We start from the raw sequence: 20523 nt of genomic DNA, 5'->3' as shown, positions 1-20523 counted from the left end.
ACTCCTCGCGCTACTCGGCCGAGGAGTCCATGCCCTCGTCCGTACCGGCGGCCGGCTCGGCACCGTCCGAGTCGTCGACGACGATGTCCCCGTCGACTTCCTCGGCCTCGCGCCCGGCCTCGGCGTTACGAGCGATGCCGACGACGGCATCGCGCTTGCCCAGGTTGATCAGTTGGACGCCCATGGTGTCACGGCCCGTCTCCCTGACCTCGTTGACTCGCGTACGAATCACACCACCGCCCAGCGTGATGGCGAGGATCTCGTCGGTTTCCTCGACCACCAGGGCGCCCACGAGCTCGCCGCGGTCCTCCACGATCTTGGCGGCCTTGATGCCGAGGCCACCGCGACCCTGGACGCGGTACTCGTCGACGTTGGTCCGCTTCGCGTACCCACCGTCGGTGGCGGTGAAGACGAAAGTACCCGGCCGGACGACATTCATCGAGAGCAGTTCGTCGCCGTCGCGGAAACTCATGCCCTTGACACCCGACGTGGCGCGGCCCATCGGGCGCAGCGCGTCGTCCGTTGCGGTGAACCTGATCGACTGGGCCTTCTTGCTGATGAGCAGCAGGTCGTCCTCGGCCGAGACCAGCTCGGCACCGATCAGCTCGTCGTCCGAACCGTCCTCCGTCTCCCGGAGGTTGATGGCGATGACACCGCCCGAGCGGGGCGAGTCGTAGTCCTTCAGGGAGGTCTTCTTGACCAGACCGCCCTTGGTGGCGAGCACCAGGTAGGGCGCCGCCTCGTAGTCGCGGATGGCGAGGATCTCGGCGATCTGCTCGTCCGGCTGGAAGGCGAGGAGGTTCGCCACGTGCTGGCCGCGGGCGTCGCGTCCGGCGTCGGGGAGTTCGTACGCCTTGGCGCGGTAGACGCGGCCCTTGTTGGTGAAGAACAGCAGCCAGTGGTGCGTCGTCGACACGAAGAAGTGGTCGACGATGTCGTCTTCCTTGAGCTTCGCGCCGCGCACGCCCTTGCCGCCGCGCTTCTGCGAGCGGTAGTCGTCCGTCTTGGTGCGCTTGACGTAGCCGCCGCGGGTGATCGTGACGACGATGTCCTCTTCGGCGATCAGGTCCTCGATGGACATGTCGCCGTCGAAGGGCACGAGCGCGGAGCGGCGGTCCTCGCCGAACTTGTCGACGATCGCCGCAAGTTCCTGGCTGATGATCTGGCGCTGCTTCTCGGGGGAGGACAGGATCGAGTTGTACTCGTTGATCTTCGCCTGGAGCTCGTCGTGCTCGGCGACGATCTTCTGGCGCTCCAGGGCGGCGAGCCGGCGCAGCTGCATCTCGAGGATGGCGTTGGCCTGGATCTCGTCGATCGAGAGCAGGCCCATGAGGCCCTCGCGCGCGATGTCGACGGTCTGGCTGCCCCGGATGAGCGCGATGACCTCGTCGATGGCGTCCAGGGCCTTGAGCAGGCCGCGCAGGATGTGCGCGCGCTCCTCGGCCTTGCGGAGCCGGAACTTCGTACGGCGGACGATGACCTCGATCTGGTGCGTCACCCAGTGGCGGATGAACGCGTCCAGCGAGAGGGTGCGCGGCACGCCGTCGACCAGGGCCAGCATGTTGGCGCTGAAGTTCGACTGGAGGTCGGTGTGCTTGTACAGGTTGTTCAGAACGACCTTGGCGACCGCGTCCCGCTTCAGGACGATGACCAGGCGCTGGCCGGTGCGCGAGGAGGACTCGTCGCGGACGTCGGCGATGCCGCCGACCTTGCCGTCCTTCACCAGGTCGGCGATCTTCTGCGCGAGGTTGTCGGGGTTGGTCTGGTACGGCAGCTCCGTGACCACCAGGCACTGGCGGTTCTGGATCTCCTCGACCGCGACGACCGCGCGCATCGTGATGGAGCCGCGGCCCGTGCGGTAGGCCTCCTCGATGCCCTTGCGGCCCACCACCAGGGCGCCGGTCGGGAAGTCGGGGCCCTTGATGCGCTCGATGAGGGCGTCGAGCAGCTCCTCATGCGTGGCGTCGGGGTGCTCCAGGGCCCACTGCGCGCCCGCCGCGACCTCGCGGAGGTTGTGCGGCGGGATGTTGGTGGCCATGCCGACCGCGATGCCCGCCGAGCCGTTGATCAGGAGGTTCGGGAAGCGGGCCGGCAGGACCGTCGGCTCCTGGTTGCGGCCGTCGTAGTTGTCCGTGAAGTCGACGGTCTCCTCGTCGATGTCACGGACCATCTCCATGGCCAGCGGCGCCATCTTGCACTCGGTGTACCGCATGGCGGCCGCCGGGTCGTTGCCCGGGGAGCCGAAGTTGCCGTTGGAGTCCACCAGCGGCATCCGCATCGACCAGTGCTGGGCCAGGCGGACCAGGGCGTCGTAGATCGAGGAGTCACCGTGCGGGTGGTACGTGCCCATGACGTCGCCGACGACGCGGGCGCACTTGTAGAAGCCCTTCTCGGGGCGGTAGCCGCCGTCGTACATCGCGTACAGGACGCGGCGGTGGACCGGCTTCAGGCCGTCGCGTACGTCGGGCAGCGCGCGCGAGACGATGACGGACATCGCGTAGTCGAGGTAGGAGCGCTGCATCTCCGTCTCGAGCCCGACGGGCTCGACACGCATGCCCACACCAGGGACGGCGGGTTCCTCTTCGGGCATCACAGGGGTGTTCTCGTCGGCCATTGCTGGTCAAAGTCCTTTCGAGGTGCGGCTTGTACGGGCCGACTCAGATGTCGAGGAAGCGGACGTCCTTGGCATTGCGCTGGATGAACGAGCGCCGTGCCTCCACGTCCTCTCCCATCAGCACCGAGAAGAGGTCGTCGGCCTGTGCCGCGTCGTCCAGGGTGACCTGGCCGAGCACGCGGTGTTCCTGGTCCATCGTCGTGATGCGCAGCTCCTCGGCGTTCATCTCGCCGAGGCCCTTGAAGCGCTGGACCGAGTCGTCCCTGATGCGCTTGCCGGCCTGGCGGCCCAGCTCGATCAGGGCGTCGCGCTCGCGGTCGGAGTACGCGTACTGGAAGTCGTCCCGCGACCACTTGATCTTGAACAGCGGCGGGCGCGACAGGTAGATGTGCCCGTGCTCGACCAGCGGCCGCATGAAGCGGAAGAGGAACGTCAGCAGCAGGGTGTTGATGTGCTGGCCGTCGACGTCGGCGTCCGCCATCAGGATGATCTTGTGATAGCGGAGCTTCTCGATGTCGAAGTCCTCGTGCACACCGGTGCCGAACGCCGAGATCAGCGCCTGGACCTCCTGGTTGTGCAGGATCTTGTCGACGCGCGCCTTCTCGACGTTCAGGATCTTGCCTCGGATGGGCAGGATCGCCTGGTACATCGGGTCGCGGCCGGACTTCGCCGAACCACCGGCGGAGTCACCCTCGACGATGAAGATCTCGCACTTCGTCGGGTCGTTCGACTGGCAGTCGCTCAGCTTGCCCGGCAGGGAGGCGGTCTCCAGGAGGCCCTTGCGGCGCGTCAGGTCGCGCGCCTTGCGGGCGGCGACGCGGGCCGTGGAGGCCTGGATGCCCTTGCGGATGATGTCCGCGGCCTCGTTGGGGTTGCGGTCGAACCAGTCCGTGAGGTGCTCGTGCACGACCTTCTGCACGAAGGTCTTCGCCTCGGTGTTGCCCAGCTTGGTCTTCGTCTGGCCCTCGAACTGGGGCTCGCCCAGCTTCACCGAGATGATCGCGGTCAGACCCTCGCGAACGTCCTCACCCGTGAGGTTGTCGTCCTTCTCGCGCAGCAGCTTCTTCTCGCGCGCGTAGCGGTTCACCAGACCCGTCAGCGCGGCCCGGAAGCCCTCTTCGTGCGTACCGCCCTCGTGCGTGTGGATGGTGTTCGCGAAGGAGTACACGCCCTCGGTGTACTGCGAGTTCCACTGCATCGCGATCTCGACCGAGAGCATGCGCTCCTTGTCCTCGGCCTCGACGTCGATGACGGTCGGGTGGATCACCTCACCCTTGCGGGAGTTGAGGTACTTCACGAAGTCGACGATGCCGCCTTCGTAGTGGTACGTCACCGAACGCGGTTCGTTGTCGTCCGCCGCGTCGGCGTTGTCCGCACCGGTGGTCGCCTTGGCCGACTCGCGCTCGTCCGTGAGCTTGATCGTCAGGCCCTTGTTGAGGAAGGCCATCTCCTGGAAGCGCCGCGACAGCGTCTCGAAGGAGTACTCGGTCGTCTCGAAGATGTCGCCGTCGGCCCAGAAGGTGACCGTCGTACCGGTCTCATCGGTGGCCTCGTGCTTGGCCAGCGGCGCGGTCGGCACACCCGCCTTGTAGTCCTGCGTCCAGCGGTGGCCGTCCGTCTTGACCTCGACGGCGACCTTCGTGGACAGCGCGTTCACGACGGAGACACCCACGCCGTGCAGACCACCGGAGACGGCGTAACCGCCGCCGCCGAACTTGCCGCCCGCGTGCAGGACGGTCAGTACGACCTCGACGGCCGGCTTGCCCTCGGAGGGGATGATGCCGACCGGGATGCCACGTCCGTTGTCGATGACCCGGACGCCGCCGTCGGCCAGGATCGTCACGTCGATCGTGTCCGCGTGCCCGGCCAGGGCCTCGTCGACGGAGTTGTCGACGACCTCCTGGACCATGTGATGGAGACCACGCTCACCGGTCGAGCCGATGTACATGCCGGGTCGCTTGCGGACGGCGTCCAGGCCCTCGAGGACGGTGATCGCGCTGGCGTCGTACGAGGGCTCTGGGGCCTCTGCGCGCTCGCCTGCGGCGGTGGACGGGATGTTCTCGTTGGGGTTGCCGGAATCGGCCACGAAGCGCCCTTTCTGGCACAGCACAAGCCAAGCTCCCGGCGGTGGCCGGAGCGGCTGCGGCGTGTTTGTTCGGTAAGCCCTAGTCAGCGTTGCTCGGTGCGTCCCACAAGTGGGGCGGGATTAGCTTCCAGTCTACCGGTAGCACTGACATTGATGGGGGCTTGCCGGTACCTGAGTCCTCATGTGCCGCCCTGAACCGGACTCGGCCGACTCCCCATATGCGGAACGGGGCTCCAGAGGGCTCACAGCGGCACTCAGCGCTTCGGGCCGTCAACCCCCAGCAACCGTCGCCGGCGGTCTCACCCGTAGGTGTCGCCGGGGCCCGTGCTGCCCGGTGCGCGCAAGGGGCCGAAGCGGCGCGGGGGCCTCCGGGGCCGAGCACTTTGATGAGGCGCACGGTGCCGTGCCCCAGGTCCTCGTTCAGGCGTGCGACCAGCTGCGGCGCCATGAGGCGCAGCTGCGTCGCCCAGGCCGTCGAGTCGCACTGCACGGTGAGGACGCGTTCGTCCTCGTCGTACTTCTGCGGGACGCAGTGCTTGGCCAGGTCGTCGCCGACGATCTGCGGCCAGCGGCCCATCACCCCGCCGACCGCGGCCGGCGTCTCCCAGCCGCGCTCGGTGATCAGCCGGTTGATGGCGGAGCCGAGCGGCAGGGGGTCACGGCCGTCAGCGCGCGCACCGGACCGCAGGCCTCCGCGACGAGCCTGCTTCTTCTGCTGAGCGGCGTCCCCACGCGCGCGTGCCTGTTCCTTCGCGGCGCGCAGGGCGACGCGGGCCAGGTCGACACCGGAGGGCTCGGGCGTCTTCTGCGGCCCTGCGGCGCCCCCATTGGCAGGGCCCTTGGCGGGCTCATCGGTGCTCATACGCGGTCCACCGCGCCTTCCGCCACCGCGTAGCGCGTACCGGAGAGCACGCCCGGGACGTCATCGTCGACCGCGGCCGTCACCAGCACCTGCTCGCCCGGGGCCACCAGCTCCGCGAGCCGCTCCCTGCGGCGCGCGTCCAGCTCCGCGAAGACGTCGTCGAGCACGAGCACCGGTTCATTGCCCTCGGCCCTCAGCAGGTCGTACGAGGCCAGGCGCAGCGCCAAAGCGTACGACCAGGACTCGCCGTGGCTCGCGTACCCCTTCGCGGGGAGCTGGCCGAGCTTGAACAGCAGGTCGTCGCGGTGCGGGCCCACCAGGGTCACGCCCCGCTCGATCTCCTGCTTGCGTGCCTCCTGGAGGGCGGCGGTCAGCTGCTCGTACAGCGCCTCACGCGTGTGGCCCTCGCCGGGCGCGGACGGTTTGTACTCCAGGGCGACCGGGCCGCCGCCGGGCGCCAGCTGTTCGTACGCCTTGTCCGTCAGCGGCTGGAGCGCCGAGATCAGGTCGAGCCGCTGCGCCAGCAGCTCCGCACCCGCGCGCGCGAGGTGCTGGTCCCAGACGTCGAGCGTGGACAGGTCCATGGAGCGCCCGCCGTGGCGGCGGGCGAGGGCGGCCGACTTCAGCAGGGTGTTGCGCTGTTTGAGGACGCGGTCGTAGTCGGACCGGACGCCGGCCATGCGTGGCGAGCGCGCGGTGATCAGCTCGTCGAGGAAGCGCCGCCGCTCACCGGGGTCGCCCTTGATCAGCGCGAGGTCCTCGGGCGCGAACAGCACCGTACGGACGATGCCCAGCACGTCCCGCGGCCTGACCTGCGAGGAACGGTTGATGCGGGCGCGGTTGGCCTTGCCCGGGTTGAGTTCCAGCTCGATCAGCTGCTGGCGCTCGCCCTGGCGGACGTTGGCCCGGATGACGGCCCGCTCGGCGCCCATACGGACCAGGGGGGCGTCCGAGGAGACCCGGTGGCTGCCGAGCGTGGCGAGATAGCCGACGGCCTCGACGAGGTTGGTCTTGCCCTGGCCGTTGGGCCCCACGAAAGCGGTGACGCCCGGATCGAGAGGGACCTCGACCCGGGCGTACGAGCGGAAGTCGGCCAGCGAGAGATGCGTGACGTGCATGGTGTGCGCCGACCTCCCCCGGCCTACTTCACGTGCTTGAGGCCTGTGCGCGACCGCCGTGGTCATGCACAGGCTGTGGATCAGTGCTCGCTCTTGGACTCGACCGCGTGGCCGCCGAACTGGTTGCGCAGCGCGGCGATCATCTTCATCTGCGGGGAGTCCTCCTGACGCGAGGCGAACCGCGCGAAGAGCGAGGCCGTGATCGCCGGGAGCGGCACGGCGTTGTCGATGGCCGCCTCGACGGTCCAGCGGCCCTCTCCGGAGTCCTGCGCGAAGCCGCGCAGCTTCTCCAGGTGCTCGTCGTCGTCCAGGGCGTTGACCGCGAGGTCGAGCAGCCAGGAACGGATGACCGTGCCCTCCTGCCAGGAGCGGAAGACCTCTCGGACGTCGGTGACCGAGTCGACCTTCTCCAGCAGCTCCCAGCCCTCGGCGTAGGCCTGCATCATCGCGTACTCGATGCCGTTGTGGACCATCTTCGCGAAGTGGCCGGCGCCGACCTTGCCCGCGTGCACGGAGCCGAAGTCGCCCTCGGGCTTGAGGGCGTCGAAGATCGGCTGCACCTTGGCGACGTCGTCCTTGTCGCCGCCGTACATCAGGGCGTAGCCGTTCTGGAGGCCCCAGACGCCGCCGGAAACGCCGCAGTCGACGAAGCCGATGCCCTTGGCCTTCAGCTCCTCGGCGTGCTTCTCGTCGTCCGTCCAGCGAGAGTTGCCGCCGTCCACGACGACGTCGCCGGGCTGCAGCAGCTCGGACAGCTCGTCGATGGTGGACTGGGTCGCGGCCCCGGCCGGGACCATCACCCAGACCACACGCGGGCCCTTCAACTTGCCCACAAGCTCTTCGAGGCTGGGGACGTCCGCGAGATCCGGGTTGCGGTCGTATCCGATGACGGTGTGACCTGCGCGGCGGATGCGCTCGCGCATGTTGCCGCCCATCTTGCCGAGGCCGACGAGACCGAGCTCCATCAGAGGTTCCTTCACTAGCGAGGTGGCGTTACGGCACTTTCGTACCTGCGTCCGAGCCTACGCCCGGACGCACGCACACACCTGTGGGCTCAGCCGCTCAGACGTACAGGCATGATCAGGTACTTGTAGGCCTCGTCCGCCTCGGCGTCCATGGCGGGCCTGCCGCTCAGCAGGGCGGGCTTCGTGGAGGTCGTGAAGGAGAGCTGGGCGACCGGCGAGTCGATCGCGCTCAGGCCGTCCAGCAGGAACGTCGGGTTGAAGGCGATGGAGATGTCGTCGCCCTCCAGCTGGGCGTCGACCCTTTCCACAGCCTGTGCGTCGTCGCTGGAACCTGCCTCCAGGATGAGCACGCCCTGCTCGAAGCTGAGCCGCACCGGGGTGTTCCGCTCGGCCACCAGGGCCACGCGCTTGACGGCCTCCACGAAGGGGGCGGTCTCGATCACGGCGACGGAGTTGAACTCGGTCGGGAACAGCGTGCGGTACTTCGGCAGGTCGCCTTCGAGGAGACGCGTGGTCGTCCGCCGGCCCGCGCCCTCGAAGCCGATGAGGCCTTCGCCCGCACCCGAGCCGGACAGGGCCAGGGTGACCGTGTCGCCGCTCGTGAGCGCCTTGGCGGTGTCCAGGAGCGTCTTGGCGGGCACCAGGGCGACCGCGGACGCGTCCGGGTTCTCCGGCTTCCACAGGAACTCGCGGACCGCGAAGCGGTAGCGGTCGGTGGAGGCCAGGGTGACCGTGTCGCCCTCGATCTCGATGCGTACGCCGGTCAGCACGGGCAGCGTGTCGTCACGGCCCGCGGCGATGGCCACCTGGGAGGCGGCGGAGGCGAAGACCTCACCGGGGACGGTGCCCGTGGCGGTCGGCATCTGCGGCAGCGCGGGGTACTCCTCCACAGGAAGGGTGTGGAGTGTGAATCGCGAGGAGCCGCAGACCACCGTCGCCCGTACACCGTCTGTGGAGATCTCCACCGGGCGGTTGGGGAGCGCGCGGCAGATGTCCGCGAGCAGCCGGCCCGACACGAGAACCGTGCCTTCCTCGTCCACCTCCGCGTCCACCGAGACGCGCGCCGAGACCTCGTAGTCGAAGCTCGACAGGCTCAGTGCGCCTTCCTCGGCCTTCAGCAGCAGGCCCGCGAGGACGGGCGCAGGCGGCCGGGCCGGGAGGCTGCGCGCCGCCCAGGCCACCGCCTCCGCGAGTACGTCGCGTTCAACCCGGATCTTCACCGTAAGCCGCCCTCCTGCTGTTGCTGGCTGCTCTCGCCCGCTGGGCCTGTGGCCCTCGTCGTCTGACTCGGTGTCTCTCAGCCATGCCGTGGGAAGGACACCGGGGACCAGTCTGACGCACGGCACTGACAGTCGGTGCCCGTCGGGGTCAAGTCGTGGCGAGCGGCCTCGGAGCCTCGGAGCGCGAGTTGTGCACAGGCCCCACTTCGAAACGAATTCCCCGGACTCTCTAGTTGGGAGTAGTAGTAGGGGCTGTGGAAACCGTGGATAACCGCGAAAGCGCTGGTCAGCCCCGGTTTTTTATCCACTGCGCCTGTGGGCGGCACCCGTGGACAACCGGGGGTTTCTGTGGACGGGGGAAAGTTCTGCACACCCGATGCACAGGCAGGGGTCACTTCTCCCCAGCGCTGTCCCCAGCTTTACCCACCTTCCCCACAGGCCAACCACGCACCTTGGTGTGACGCCTTTCACTCGACCCGGTGAGGGGGCGCGTCGCGTTGCCGAACAGTGGACGGCTGTGTGGAGAAGCCGCGGAAAGCTGGGGACAACCGGCCCCAGCCTGTGGGCCGACGGTGGACAACGTCATGCACACCCTGTGGAAGAAAATTTCATCCACAGCCTGTGGAGAGTCTTCGTCCACGAATCCACAACCTGTTGACCTGGCCTGATGATCCCTCAGCAGCGTCCCCTGTGGACAGCGTCTGGACAACTTTCCAGTCCCCAGGGTGTGGAAGCGAGAAAGTTCGCACATCTGTGGAGAACCCCCGTCTGACCAGCGGAAATCGAACACCGAGGGCCGCTCGTACGAAGATCCCGTGCGGTCGCGACCGCCTCCACGCGTGCTCCGAGGGCGGGAAACGGGCTCCAGGGCCGCCCCGGAGACAGCGGCGGAGGCCTCGGAAACGGGCTCCACGCGCGCGTGGGCGACGAAAAGGGCGCCCCGGGAGTCGTCCCGGGGCGCCCTCAGCGACGTGTCTGGGCGGTCGTCAGCCGTTCTTGATGCGGTTGGTGAGTTCGGTGACCTGGTTGTAGATGGAGCGCCGCTCGGCCATCAGCGCGCGGATCTTGCGGTCCGCGTGCATGACGGTCGTGTGGTCGCGGCCGCCGAACTGGGCCCCGATCTTCGGCAGGGAGAGATCGGTCAGCTCGCGGCAGAGATACATGGCGATCTGGCGGGCCGTCACCAGGACACGGCTGCGCGACGAGCCGCAGAGGTCGTCCACGGTCAGCCCGAAGTAGTCGGCGGTCGCGGCCATGATGGCCGGCGCCGTGATCTCCGGAGCCGCGTCCTCACCGCCCGGGATCAGGTCCTTGAGGACGATCTCGGTCAGTCCGAGGTCGACGGGCTGCCGGTTCAGCGACGCGAACGCCGTGACGCGGATCAGCGCGCCCTCCAGCTCACGGATGTTCCGCGAGATCCGCGACGCGATGAACTCGAGCACCTCCGGAGGGGCGTTGAGCTGCTCCTGCACCGCCTTCTTACGGAGGATCGCGATACGCGTCTCCAGCTCGGGCGGCTGGACGTCGGTGATCAGCCCCCACTCGAAGCGGTTGCGCAGCCGGTCTTCCAAGGTGACCAGCTGCTTGGGCGGCCGGTCGCTGGAGAGCACGATCTGCTTGTTCGCGTTGTGGAGCGTATTGAAGGTGTGGAAGAACTCCTCCTGCGTCGACTCCTTGTCCGCGAGGAACTGGATGTCGTCGACCAGCAGGATGTCCATCTCGCGGTACCGCTTGCGGAAGCTGTCGCCCTTGCCGTCGCGGATGGAGTTGATGAACTCGTTGGTGAACTCCTCGGAGCTCACATACCGCACGCGCGTGCCGGGGTAGAGGCTGCGGGCGTAGTGCCCGATCGCGTGCAGAAGATGCGTTTTGCCAAGCCCCGACTCCCCATAGATGAAGAGGGGGTTGTACGCCTTCGCCGGTGCCTCGGCGACGGCGACCGCGGCCGCGTGCGCGAACCGGTTGGACGCGCCGATGACGAAGGTGTCGAAGAGGTACTTGGGGTTCAGCCGTGCGGTCGGCTCGCCGGGGCCCGTCGCGGGCGCCGGCTGCGCGGCCAGCGGTCCGGGGGCGCCGCTCGACGAGGTGGGGCCGACGGGGCCGCCCCGGTGCACGCCGTGGCCACCGTGACCGGCATTGCCGCGGTGATCACGGGGGTCACGGTGATCACGAGGATCGCGGTGGTCGCGGTGGTCTCCGGACGAGTCCTGCATGTCATGGCGTTCACGCCGGTCCTGCGGCTCGGGACGCTGCTGCTCGTACGGCGAGCGGTCCTGCGGCGGCTGCGAGCGGTAGTCGTGCTGCGGCTGCTGGACCGGGCCGGCGTACGGATCGCGGTCGGGGAAGCCGAGCCGCGGCTGCTGCCAGCCGTAGTCGTCCTGCGGCTGCGGCCAGGCGCCGGGGCCCGGCCGCTGGTAGTCCGGGTAGGCCGGGCGGGCGGTCGGCATCTGGTCGGACCGGGAGCCCGACTGGTGCTCGTCCGAGGGGCGGCGCCCGTAGTTCTCGTACGACTCGCGTCCCTGACCGGAGGCCGAGGGCAGCTCCGGTTCTTCGTAGCGCTGCTGGTGGGACTGCTGATGCTGCTGGTGCTGGATCGGCGGTGCCGGCGGGCCCGCGGGCTCACCGACGGAGTCGTCGACGGTGATCGCGATGCGGATCGGACGGCCGCACTCACGGCTCAGGGTCTCGCTGACCACGGGCGCCAGGCGGCCCTCGAGTACGCCCTTCGCGAATTCGTTCGGCACGGCGAGGAGCGCGGTGTCGGCGACGAGCGCCAGGGGCTGGCAGCTCCGGAGCCACCGCTCGTCCTTCGCCTCGACGCCCTGCCCTCGCCCCTCGCCCAGCAGGTGCTCCAGCACGCGTGGCCACACTGCGGCAAGATCGGCAGGTACGTCAGCCACAGGGCACGCTTTCTCACGGGGTCCCACGAAGGTGTGGTTCTTGGGACGGAAATCGGGATGGGGAGGGGGAAGGGAACGAATCGGAGTTCAGCCAAGGTAGTCAGGGCGACGGCTGCGGTTCAAGTTGTTGTCCACAGGCTGTGCACAGTGTCCCCTCCCGGCGGTCGGTTTGACCGGATGGCGTAGCCCCGCGTACCGTGACCAGGTCGAGTTGTCGATGGCTGCTGCCGCCTGCCTCCGATGGGCAAAGATCACGATCTGTGATTGTGAAGCGGTGCACTCGGTGCGTATTCGCGAGCTTCTCGTGGGCGCACGGTGACAGCCAGGCGATGTCCCGCCACCACACAATCATTTCTGGAGCCCCCGAGTGAGCAAGCGCACCTTCCAGCCGAACAACCGTCGTCGCGCCAAGACCCACGGCTTCCGCCTGCGGATGCGCACCCGTGCCGGCCGCGCGATTCTCGCGAACCGTCGTGGCAAGGGTCGCGCCAGCCTGTCCGCCTGATCTCAGTCAGGTCATGACGTCGTGCTGCCTACCGAGCATCGGCTGAGGCGGCGCGAAGACTTCGCGACCGCGGTACGCCGAGGACGCCGGGCCGGACGCCCGCTCCTCGTCGTCCATCTACGTAGCGGTGCAACGGACCCGCACGTGCCTGGGGAGAGCCTTCCCCCGACACGTGCGGGTTTCGTCGTCAGCAAGGCCGTGGGCGGAGCTGTCGTACGCAACGCGGTGAAGCGCAGACTTCGCCACCTCATGCGCGACCGGCTGGCCGCCGTGCCCCCCGGTAGCCTGGTAGTCGTACGAGCGCTGCCCGGTGCGGGTGACGCCGACCATGCACAGCTGGCCCGAGACCTGGACGCCGCCTTGCAGCGGTTGCTGGGAGGGGGCGCGCGATGAAGTACCCGCTGCTGGCCCTGATCAAGCTGTACCAGTGGACGATCAGCCCACTGCTGGGTCCGGTGTGCAAGTACTACCCGTCGTGTTCCCGCTACGGCTACCTGGCCATCGACCGCCACGGAGCGATCAAGGGAACGGCGCTCACTGCCTGGCGCGTCCTGCGGTGCAATCCGTGGTCGCCCGGTGGCGTCGACCATGTTCCGCCGCGCAAGCGACCGCGGTGGCACGAGATGCTGCGCGCTGCCTGGCGCGAACGCAAGGGCGGGCCCTCCGCCGCGGGCGGGCCGACCGGGGCTCTCCCCCCGAGCACGGCCGCCGAGACCGAGACCCCGTCCCATGCTCAAGGAGCTTGATTAGTGGACACGATTGCCAGTCTCTTCAGCTTTATCACGACACCAGTTTCGTGGGTCATCGTTCAGTTCCACTCGGTGTACGGGAAGCTCTTCGGCCCCGACACGGGCTGGGCCTGGGGCCTGTCCATCGTGTCCCTGGTGATCCTGATCCGTATCTGCCTGATCCCGCTCTTCGTGAAGCAGATCAAGGCCACTCGGGCCATGCAGACGCTGCAGCCCGAGATGAAGAAGATCCAGGAGCGCTACAAGAGCGACAAGCAGCGCCAGTCCGAAGAGATGATGAAGCTGTACAAGGAGTCGGGCACCAACCCGCTCTCCTCGTGCCTTCCCATCCTGGCGCAGTCGCCGTTCTTCTTCGCCCTGTACCACGTGCTCAACAGCATCGCGACGGGCAAGGAGATCGGGGTCATCGACGGCCCGCTCCTGGAGAGCGCGCGTAAGGCGCATATCTTCGGCGCCCCGCTGGCCGCGAAGTTCCTGGACAGCGCCGACAAGGTCGCCTCGCTCGGTGCCACGCTGACCGACGTCCGCGTCATCACCGCCGTCATGATCATCCTGATGTCGGCCTCCCAGTTCTTCACCCAGCGCCAACTGATGACGAAGAACGTCGACACCACGGTGAAGACGCCGTTCATGCAGCAGCAGAAGATGCTGATGTACGTCTTCCCGATTATGTTCGCCATCTTCGGCATCAACTTCCCCGTCGGTGTCCTCGTCTACTGGCTGACCACCAACGTGTGGACCATGGGCCAGCAGATGTTCGTGATCCGCCGGAACCCGACGCCGGGCTCCAAGGCGCAGGCCGCCTTCCTGGAGCGCCTGCAGAAGCAGGTCACGCACCACAAGAAGGTGCGGGGACGTGGCAACGTGAACGTCATCAAGGCGATCGTCGCCAAGGGCCGGGACCGCAACGAGTTCGAGCGGAAGTTCATCAACGGTCTGACCAAGGCGGGCCTCGCGGCCCAGGCCGACGGCACCGTGGTGGAGAGCGAGTCCGCCGTCGCCGTGGAGACGGAGGACGGGGCCACGGCCGCCGGTGCCCCGCGGCGCCAGCAGCCCAAGCGCCAGAGCAAGGCCAAGCGCCAGTCCGCCACCGCGCAGGGCGCCGCCAAGCCGGACGGTGAAGAGGTCACCAAGACGTCGCTGGAGAAGGCTCAGGACCAGTCTGAGGACGCCGCCCTTAAGGCCAAGCCGGGCGGCAACACGACGGGCAACAAGCCCGGCTCCGGTACCCGCAGCAAAGCCAAGTCGGGACAGCAGCGCAAGGGCCAGCAGCGGCCCAAGCACCCGTCCTCCAAGAAGTAGAAGGAGTCCATCCCGTGACGGAAGGCACCACCACCTCCGCCGCAGTCGAGGCCGGCGACACCCTCACCCGCCTTGAGCAGGAGGGCGAGATCGCGGCGGACTACCTCGAGGGTCTGCTGGACATCGCCGACCTCGACGGCGACATTGACATGGACGTCGAGGCCGATCGCGCCGCTGTCTCGATCATCAGCGACACGGCCAGCCGCGACCTCCAGAAGCTGGTCGGTCGTGACGGCGAGGTCCTGGAGGCGCTCCAGGAGCTCACGCGTCTCGCCGTGCACCGTGAGACCGGTGACCGCAGCCGCCTGATGCTGGACATCGCGGGCTACCGCGCCAAGAAGCGTGAGGAGCTCTCGGAGCTGGGAGCCCAGGCCGCGGCCGAGGTCAAGAGCTCCGGTGAGCCGACCAAGCTCCAGCCGATGACGCCGTTCGAGCGCAAGGTCGTGCATGATGCGATCAAGGCCGCCGGCCTGCGCAGTGAGTCCGAGGGCGAGGAGCCGCAGCGCTTCGTCGTCGTACTCCCCGCCTGAGCGGTACCCCGTTTTCCCGGCCCCGTCTGTTCGCAGGCGGGGCCGGTCTTTGTCAGCCTGATAGTCAGCCACCCAGTGCGGTACGGAAGGACGGTCCCCGTGACGGAGGCAGCGGAGCTTCCCCCGGCGCCTGAAGAGGCCCGGACGGTATTCGGCGAGCGCTTCACGGACGCGGTCCGGTACGCGGAGCTGCTCGCCGATGCGGGAGTGCAGCGAGGCCTGATCGGTCCCCGGGAGGTGCCCCGGCTCTGGGAACGGCACCTGCTGAACTGTGCGGTGCTGTCGGAGGTCGTGCCCGAGGGCGTCACGGTGTGCGACGTCGGCTCGGGTGCCGGACTGCCCGGCATCCCGCTGGCGCTCGTCCGCCCGGACCTGAAGATCACGCTCCTTGAGCCTCTGCTGCGGCGCACGAACTTCCTCACCGAGGTCGTCGAGCTGCTCGGCCTGGACCATGTGACGGTGGTGCGGGGACGCGCCGAGGAAGTCCTCGGCAAGCTGCCGCCGGTCCACGTGGTGACGGCGCGCGCCGTGGCGCCGCTGGACCGCTTGGCGGCCTGGGGAGTCCCGCTGCTGCGCCCCTACGGGGAGATGCTCCTCCTGAAGGGTGATACCGCCGAGGAAGAGGTCAAGGCCGCGGGGTCCGCTCTGAGCAAGCTCGGCGCGGTCGGCACCTCTGTGCTGCACGTCGGCGAAGGCGTCGTGGACCCGCTGTCCACGGTCGTCCGGGTCGAGGTGGGGGAGAGCCCGGGCGGTGTGCGCTTCGCGGCGAAGCGAGCCAAGGCTGCGCGTACTGGCCGTGCGCGACGCCGTCGCAGCTGATTGACGGCGGGCAGTACTCCACAAAAGCTGCCAAACGTACGCATACCGGGGTGTCGCACAAGCGGCACCCCGGTTGCCGTGCATCGTGTTTCACGTGAAACGTCGCTCACTGCTGCATGGCATCATCAATCGCGGCCGCGCTGCGGAACCTCGCGACCGCCGCCCTCTCGGTTCCCTCAATAGGGGCACGGAGTTTTCCACAGAGGTGGATTCGTCCACAGAAGACCTGGCCTCGCTGGTTCATGACCCTCAAAGCATGGGAGGCTCTGTTCATTGCGAGCCTGATGTCGAGGAGAGTGAATCCTTGCGGTCCGACGCCAACATCGCGGGACCGATGACCGATCCGGTCCCCGGCCCCCGTACCGAACCGGCGGGGGAGGATGTTTCACGTGAAACGCCGTCCCCCGTGGACGACACACCCATCGGTCGTGCTGCCCAACTGGCGGTGGAAGCACTCGGTCGTGCGGGCGAAGGCCTGCCGCGCCCCGAGGAGACCCGCATCATGGTGGTCGCCAACCAGAAGGGTGGGGTGGGTAAGACGACGACGACCGTCAACCTCGCCGCCTCGCTCGCTCTGCACGGCGCCCGAGTCCTGGTGATCGACCTCGACCCTCAGGGCAACGCCTCTACTGCTCTTGGCATCGACCATCACGCCGAAGTGCCGTCCATCTACGACGTGCTGGTCGAGAGCAAGCCGCTCTCCGATGTCGTCCAGCCGGTGACGGACGTCGAAGGCCTCTTCTGTGCCCCGGCCACCATCGATCTCGCCGGTGCGGAGATCGAGCTGGTGTCATTGGTGGCGCGCGAGAGCCGGCTGCAGCGGGCCATCCAGGCGTACGAGCAGCCGCTGGACTACATCCTCATCGACTGCCCGCCGTCGCTCGGTCTGCTGACGGTCAACGCCTTGGTGGCCGGCGCGGAAGTGCTGATCCCCATCCAGTGCGAGTACTACGCGCTCGAAGGGCTCGGCCAACTCCTGCGAAACGTCGACCTGGTGCGGGGACACCTCAACCCGAGCCTGCACGTCTCGACGATTCTGCTCACCATGTACGACGGCAGGACCCGGCTCGCCTCCCAGGTGGCCGACGAGGTGCGCAGCCACTTCGGCAGCGAGGTCCTGCGGACGAGCATCCCGCGATCGGTCCGTATTTCGGAGGCCCCGAGCTACGGCCAGACGGTGCTCACCTACGATCCCGGATCGAGTGGTGCCCTCTCGTACTTCGAAGCGGCGCGTGAGATCGCGCTGCGGGGAGTCGGAGTGCGCTACGACGTCCAGCACGCCCACACGGGCGCTCAGAACAAACAGCACAGCATGACGGAGGGGACGCAGTGAGCGAGCGACGGAGAGGACTGGGTCGAGGCCTAGGCGCCTTGATCCCTGCAGCCCCCACGGAGAAGCAGATCCCGCAGAGCGCGGCGGGAGCTTCGGTCTCCCCCACGGCCGTGCCGGTGCTCACCGCTGAGCGAGGGGTGGCCGCCGCGAAGGTCACCGCTCTCCCGCAGAGTTCTGTTTCACATGAAACGGTGGAGCCGCCTCAGCAGACCGCGGCGGCACAGGAGTACGCGCCCGTGGCCGGTGCGCACTTCGCCGAACTGCCGCTGGACTTCATCTCGCCCAACCCGCGGCAGCCGCGCGAGGTGTTCGACGAAGACGCCCTCGCGGAGCTGGTGACCTCCATCAAGGAGGTCGGGCTCCTCCAGCCGGTCGTCGTACGTCAGCTGGGCCCCGCCCGCTACGAACTCATCATGGGCGAGCGGCGCTGGCGGGCCTGCCGTGAGGCCGGCCTGGAGCGCATCCCGGCGATCGTGCGTGCCACGGAGGACGAGAAGCTCCTCCTGGACGCGCTGCTGGAGAACTTGCACCGTGCTCAGCTGAACCCGCTGGAAGAGGCCGCCGCCTACGACCAGCTGCTCAAGGACTTCAACTGCACGCACGACCAATTGGCGGACCGCATCGGCCGGTCCCGCCCGCAGGTCTCCAACACGCTGCGTCTGCTGAAGCTCTCGCCGGCCGTGCAGCGGAGGGTGGCCGCAGGGGTGCTCTCCGCGGGGCACGCCCGAGCGCTGCTCTCCGTGGACGATTCGGAGGAGCAGGACCGGCTCGCACACCGGATCGTGGCAGAGGGCCTCTCGGTGCGCGCCGTCGAGGAGATCGTGACCCTCATGGGGTCCCGGCCGCAGAGCACTCCCAAGGCCAAGGGGCCGCGTGCCGGGACCCGGCTCTCGCCGGCCCTGACCAGCCTCGCCACGCGGCTGTCCGACCGGTTCGAAACCCGGGTGCGGGTGGACCTGGGCCAGAAGAAGGGCAAGATCGTCGTCGACTTCGCCTCCTTGGAGGATCTGGAGCGCATCCTCAGCACGCTGGCTCCGGGCGAGGGCCCCGTCCTCCAGAACGGTCAGGCCGCGGACTCCCAGGAAGACGCCCCCGAGGACGACAAGGGCTGAGCCATAACGGCTGGCACCGCGAGAGCGGGCCGTGTTCGGTCTGTGCCGGATACGGCCCGCTTTTTGCTGTCTTGTGCTATCGATGGAATCACTTCGTGGATACGATGCGATCGGATAGGGCGCATCCATCTGACGGCACCTCATTGGGGAGGCGAGGGCCATGCGGACGATGAGCCGCACCGGACTGATGACCGCGGGCCTGGGGCTGGGAGCGGTCGGCGGGTTCGTCGGCAGTCTGCTCCGGGAACGCGGTGCTCTGACGGCCGCCCGCAGTGCGGCGGGCGAAGAAAGGGAGGAATCGCCTTCATGGGGCGTCGGCTCGTACCGCTCACGCTGGACAACCTCTCGGACCTTCCCAAGCGCTGCCGATCGTGCGTCTTCTGGGAGCTGGACCCGGTCAGCGGCCAGGCCGCGGTAAAGGCCGGGACGCCAGATCTGGAGAAGGAGGCATGGATCTCCGCGGTCCTGCTGGAGTGGGGGTCCTGCGGCCGGGTCGTGTACGTCGACGACGTGCCGGTGGGCTTCGTGCTGTACGCGCCACCTGCCTATGTGCCACGCTCCACCGCGTTCCCCACAAGCCCCGTGTCCCCGGACGCCGTGCAACTGATGACCGCGTGGATCATGCCGGGATACCAGGGTCAGGGGCTCGGCAGAGTGATCGTACAGACGGTAGCCAAGGATCTGCTGCGGCGAGGCTTCAAGGCGATCGAGGCCTTCGGTGACGCTCGGTGGGAGAAGCCCGCGTGCGTGCTGCCTGCGGATCACCTGCTGGCGGTGGGCTTCAAGACAGTCCGCCCGCACCCCGCCTACCCACGGCTGAGGCTGGAGCTGCGGACGACGCTCTCCTGGAAGGAAGACGTGGAGATGGCACTCGATCGGCTGCTGGGGGCGGTGCAGAAGGAACCGGCGCTCCGACCGCTCTGACTTCGCGCCGCTCTGACGAACAGCAGAATGGCCCGGCCCTTTCGGGGCCGGGCCATTCGTGTTTCACGTGAAACAACGCCGCTGACTACTCGGCGATGAAGTCCGCGAGGTCCCGCTCGAGTGCAGCCTTCGGCTTGGCACCGACGATGGTCTTGGCGACCTCGCCACCCTGGTACACGTTCAGGGTGGGGATGGACATGACGCCGTACTTGGCAGCCGTGCCCGGGTTCTCGTCGATGTTCAGCTTGACGACCTGGATCTTGTCGCCGTGCTCGGCCGCGATCGCCTCCAGGGACGGAGCGATCTGGCGGCACGGGCCGCACCAGGCGGCCCAGAAGTCCACCAGTACGGGCTTGTCGCTCTTGAGGACGTCCTCTTCGAAGGAGGCATCGGTCACGTTCTTCAGGGTGCCGGCCACGGCAGTCTCCTTAGCTTGGTGCGGTGAGGGAAGTCGGGATCAGACGGTGACAGTCGCAGCGTTCTCGCTGTCGGCGAGGGCGGCGAGGAAGCGCTCGGCGTCGAGGGCGGCGGAGCAGCCGGTGCCGGCCGCTGTGATCGCCTGGCGGTAGGTGTGGTCGACGACGTCACCGGCGCCGAAGACACCGGTCAGGTTCGTCCGGGTCGAGGGCGCCTCGACCTTCAGGTAGCCCTCGTCGTCCAGCTCCAGCTGCCCCTTGAAGAGCTCCGTGCGCGGGTCGTGGCCGATCGCGATGAACAGGCCGGTGACCGGCAGCTCGGACGTCTCACCCGTCTTGAGGTTGCGCAGCGTCAGACCGGAGAGCTTCTGGTCGCCCTTGATCTCGGCGACCTCGCTGTCCCAGATGAACTTGATCTTCGGGTCGGCGAAGGCGCGCTCCTGCATCGCCTTGGAGGCGCGCAGGCTGTCGCGGCGGTGCACGATCGTCACGGACTTGGCGAACCGCGAGAGGAAGGTGGCCTCCTCCATCGCGGTGTCACCGCCGCCGATCACGGCGATGTCCTGGTCCTTGAAGAAGAAGCCGTCGCAGGTGGCGCACCAGGAGACGCCGCGTCCGGAGAGGGCGTCCTCGTTCGGCAGGCCGAGCTTGCGGTGCTGCGAGCCGGTCGTGACGATGACGGCCTTCGCACGGTGCACGGTGCCCGCGGTGTCCGTCACGGTCTTGATCTCGCCGCTGAGGTCGACGGCGACGACGTCGTCCGGGACGAGCTCGGCACCGAAGCGCTCGGCCTGGGCGCGCATGTTGTCCATGAGCTCGGGGCCCATGACTCCGTCCTGGAAGCCGGGGAAGTTCTCCACCTCGGTGGTGTTCATCAGCGCACCACCGGCGGTGACGGCGCCCTCGAACACCAGCGGCTTCAGCGACGCGCGCGCGGTGTAGAGCGCCGCCGTGTAGCCGGCGGGCCCGGAGCCGATGATGATCACGTTACGGACGTCGGTCACGGCTTGATTCCTCGTCTCTGGGGACTGCTGCGTACTGCTGGTGGGGTGCCTGTCTCAGGTACTC

The 20523-nt window shown here is 68.1% G+C and carries 17 protein-coding genes and 1 pseudogene; 9 read left to right on the top strand and 9 right to left on the bottom strand.

Annotation, left to right across the window (positions count from 1 at the left end; all coding sequences use genetic code 11):
* Window positions 1–10 precede the first annotated feature (10 nt).
* The 7 genes and pseudogenes from gyrA to dnaA all read right to left on the bottom strand — a co-directional run bounded on the left by gyrA (window position 11) and on the right by dnaA (window position 11723).
* On the bottom strand, window positions 11–2614 hold the full coding sequence (gene gyrA, locus J2N69_RS18595; RefSeq protein ID WP_230901779.1) for a DNA gyrase subunit A: 2604 nt from the start codon (window positions 2612–2614) through the stop codon (window positions 11–13).
* Window positions 2615–2657: 43 nt separating this feature from the next.
* Window positions 2658–4724 (bottom strand): DNA topoisomerase (ATP-hydrolyzing) subunit B, encoded by a 2067-nt coding sequence (gene gyrB, locus J2N69_RS18590; RefSeq protein WP_272595830.1) that lies wholly within the window; start codon window positions 4722–4724, stop codon window positions 2658–2660.
* Window positions 4725–4999: 275 nt separating this feature from the next.
* Window positions 5000–5562: pseudogene (locus J2N69_RS18585) on the bottom strand (DUF721 domain-containing protein).
* Window positions 5559–6680, bottom strand: a complete 1122-nt coding sequence (gene recF, locus J2N69_RS18580) for a DNA replication/repair protein RecF (protein ID WP_230901778.1) — start codon at window positions 6678–6680, stop codon at window positions 5559–5561. The pseudogene J2N69_RS18585 and the gene recF overlap by 4 nt, the downstream one beginning before the upstream one ends.
* An 80-nt stretch (window positions 6681–6760) precedes the next feature.
* The gene (gnd, locus tag J2N69_RS18575; RefSeq protein WP_230901777.1) at window positions 6761–7645 is read right to left on the bottom strand and encodes a phosphogluconate dehydrogenase (NAD(+)-dependent, decarboxylating); all 885 of its coding nucleotides are present in this window, start codon (window positions 7643–7645) and stop codon (window positions 6761–6763) included.
* An 89-nt stretch (window positions 7646–7734) separates the two neighbouring features.
* A complete protein-coding gene (gene dnaN / locus J2N69_RS18570; protein WP_230901776.1) occupies window positions 7735–8865 on the bottom strand; it encodes a DNA polymerase III subunit beta in 1131 nt (376 codons plus the stop codon).
* Between the two features lie 986 nt (window positions 8866–9851).
* Entirely contained in the window at window positions 9852–11723 is a 1872-nt protein-coding gene (dnaA, locus tag J2N69_RS18565) for a chromosomal replication initiator protein DnaA (RefSeq protein ID WP_230901775.1), read from the bottom strand.
* Window positions 11724–12132: 409 nt separating this feature from the next.
* Here dnaA and rpmH point away from each other — a divergent pair, with 409 nt between their 5' ends.
* The 9 genes from rpmH (at window position 12133) to J2N69_RS18520 (ending at window position 19039) form a co-directional block, all read left to right on the top strand.
* A complete protein-coding gene (rpmH, locus tag J2N69_RS18560; RefSeq protein ID WP_006381191.1) occupies window positions 12133–12270 on the top strand; it encodes a 50S ribosomal protein L34 in 138 nt (45 codons plus the stop codon).
* A gap of 21 nt (window positions 12271–12291) precedes the next feature.
* A complete protein-coding gene (gene rnpA / locus J2N69_RS18555) occupies window positions 12292–12663 on the top strand; it encodes a ribonuclease P protein component (protein ID WP_127908711.1) in 372 nt (123 codons plus the stop codon).
* On the top strand, window positions 12660–13016 hold the full coding sequence (gene yidD, locus J2N69_RS18550; protein ID WP_127908712.1) for a membrane protein insertion efficiency factor YidD: 357 nt from the start codon (window positions 12660–12662) through the stop codon (window positions 13014–13016). The genes rnpA and yidD overlap by 4 nt, the downstream gene beginning before the upstream one ends.
* A 3-nt stretch (window positions 13017–13019) precedes the next feature.
* On the top strand, window positions 13020–14321 hold the full coding sequence (gene yidC / locus J2N69_RS18545) for a membrane protein insertase YidC (RefSeq protein ID WP_230901774.1): 1302 nt from the start codon (window positions 13020–13022) through the stop codon (window positions 14319–14321).
* Window positions 14322–14335: 14 nt separating this feature from the next.
* Window positions 14336–14851: a Jag family protein gene (locus tag J2N69_RS18540; RefSeq protein WP_127908714.1), complete on the top strand. Its 516-nt coding sequence runs from the start codon at window positions 14336–14338 to the stop codon at window positions 14849–14851.
* 99 nt (window positions 14852–14950) lie between these two features.
* Entirely contained in the window at window positions 14951–15670 is a 720-nt protein-coding gene (gene rsmG / locus J2N69_RS18535; protein ID WP_127908715.1) for a 16S rRNA (guanine(527)-N(7))-methyltransferase RsmG, read from the top strand.
* 256 nt (window positions 15671–15926) lie between these two features.
* Window positions 15927–17003, top strand: a complete 1077-nt coding sequence (locus J2N69_RS18530; protein ID WP_127908716.1) for a ParA family protein — start codon at window positions 15927–15929, stop codon at window positions 17001–17003.
* On the top strand, window positions 17000–18115 hold the full coding sequence (locus tag J2N69_RS18525; RefSeq protein WP_230901773.1) for a ParB/RepB/Spo0J family partition protein: 1116 nt from the start codon (window positions 17000–17002) through the stop codon (window positions 18113–18115). Before J2N69_RS18530 ends, J2N69_RS18525 begins: the two co-directional genes overlap by 4 nt.
* A 306-nt stretch (window positions 18116–18421) precedes the next feature.
* Window positions 18422–19039 carry a GNAT family N-acetyltransferase gene (locus tag J2N69_RS18520; RefSeq protein WP_127908718.1) on the top strand — a complete coding sequence of 206 codons (618 nt, stop codon included), beginning with the start codon at window positions 18422–18424 and terminating at the stop codon, window positions 19037–19039.
* 85 nt (window positions 19040–19124) lie between these two features.
* Here the strand turns inward: J2N69_RS18520 and trxA are convergent, their stop codons facing one another.
* Both trxA and trxB read right to left on the bottom strand, forming a co-directional pair.
* Window positions 19125–19457 (bottom strand): thioredoxin, encoded by a 333-nt coding sequence (trxA, locus tag J2N69_RS18515; protein ID WP_230901772.1) that lies wholly within the window; start codon window positions 19455–19457, stop codon window positions 19125–19127.
* 39 nt (window positions 19458–19496) lie between these two features.
* The gene (gene trxB / locus J2N69_RS18510; protein WP_230901771.1) at window positions 19497–20459 is read right to left on the bottom strand and encodes a thioredoxin-disulfide reductase; all 963 of its coding nucleotides are present in this window, start codon (window positions 20457–20459) and stop codon (window positions 19497–19499) included.
* Between the last annotated feature and the right edge of the window lie 64 nt (window positions 20460–20523).

Origin of the sequence: Streptomyces huasconensis (assembly GCF_021028635.1) — a bacterium.
Taxonomy (GTDB): Bacteria; Actinomycetota; Actinomycetes; order Streptomycetales; family Streptomycetaceae; genus Streptomyces; species Streptomyces huasconensis.
Note: the sequence above shows the minus strand (reverse complement) of the source record. Positions and strands in the feature narration are given on the sequence as shown.

Bases quoted from the DNA above. Each gene is read 5' to 3' on its own strand.
- gnd (WP_230901777.1), bottom strand. From the start codon at position 7,645: ATGGAGCTCGGTCTCGTCGGCCTCGGCAAGATGGGCGGCAACATGCGC.
- recF (WP_230901778.1), bottom strand. From the start codon at position 6,680: ATGCACGTCACGCATCTCTCGCTGGCCGACTTCCGCTCGTACGCCCGG.
- J2N69_RS18520 (WP_127908718.1), top strand. From the start codon at position 18,422: ATGGGGCGTCGGCTCGTACCGCTCACGCTGGACAACCTCTCGGACCTT.
- gyrA (WP_230901779.1), bottom strand. From the start codon at position 2,614: ATGGCCGACGAGAACACCCCTGTGATGCCCGAAGAGGAACCCGCCGTC.
- J2N69_RS18530 (WP_127908716.1), top strand. From the start codon at position 15,927: ATGGGAGGCTCTGTTCATTGCGAGCCTGATGTCGAGGAGAGTGAATCC.
- yidD (WP_127908712.1), top strand. From the start codon at position 12,660: ATGAAGTACCCGCTGCTGGCCCTGATCAAGCTGTACCAGTGGACGATC.